This is a genomic window from Nocardioides sp. P5_C9_2, assembly GCF_054049555.1.
Genome location: NZ_JBFUMD010000753.1, coordinates 1 through 1,002, shown reverse-complemented (window position 1 = coordinate 1,002; position 1,002 = coordinate 1). Strand labels below are relative to the sequence as shown.

At 72.0% G+C, this 1,002-nt stretch carries 1 protein-coding gene; it reads right to left on the bottom strand.

Annotated elements, in window-relative coordinates; translation table 11 throughout:
- A partial coding sequence (locus tag ACXJKL_RS21520; protein WP_457209027.1) for an FtsX-like permease family protein occupies positions 1-1,002 on the bottom strand: 1,002 nt, incomplete at both ends.

Below are 1,002 nucleotides of genomic sequence, written 5' to 3'. Positions count from 1 at the left end.
CCTCCGAGTCGGGGCCGGACCCGATGAACGCGAAACGCTGCGCCCACACGTGGTCGACCCCGTCGACCGTCGCCATCTCCTGGGCGATGCGCGGCGAGAAGGGCTGGCCGAACAGGGAACTGACGACGTAGTCGCCGACGAAGTTCTCCTCGATGGTCGCATCGACGCTGGCCTTGGCCGACGCCCCCACGATCGCCATGGTGCAGGCCAGCGAGAGCCCGATCATGAGGGCGGACGAGGTGGCCGTCGTACGCCGGGGGTTGCGCAGGCTGTTCTGGCCGGCCAGCTGCCCCACGGTGCCGAAGACCCGGGTGTAGATCCAGGAGGCGGCGGAGAGGAAGGGATGGCTGATCACCGGGCTGGCGGCGGCGACGCCGAGCAGGATGAGCAGGATGCCGCCCCCGACGAACCACCCGGGGTGGGGCACCACGTCGGCGAGCCCGGCGGCCAGGGCGGCGCCCCCGGCGAGCATCATCACCACGCCGGCGACCAGCCGGCGCCGCAGGGACGACTCGGGCATCGCCACGTCGTCGCGCATCGCCTGGATGGGGGCGATGCGACCGGTGCGGTGCGCGGGCAGCCACGCGGCGGCCATGGTCACCACGATGCCCACGACGTACGCCGCCAGGACGGTGCGGGGCGCGATGATGAGCGACTGGCCGGACAGGTCGAGGCCGAAGCGACCGAACAGCGTCCGGATGGCCATCGCCAGCAGGATCCCGAGCCCCAGCCCGATCGTCGAGCCGACGGCGCCGAGGACGAACGCCTCGACCATCACCATCCGGGTGACCTGGCGCTTGCTCGCCCCGAGCGCGCGGAGCAGCGCCAGCTCGCGGCTGCGCTGGGCCACCAGGATCGAGAAGGTGTTGACGATGAGGAAGCCGCCGACGACGAGCGAGATGCCGGCGAAGATCAGCAGGAACGTGGTGAGGAAGCCGATGGCCTCCTGGAGTGCGGTCGCCGCCTCGTCGGCCGCGTCGTCGCCCGTGACGGCCTCGACGC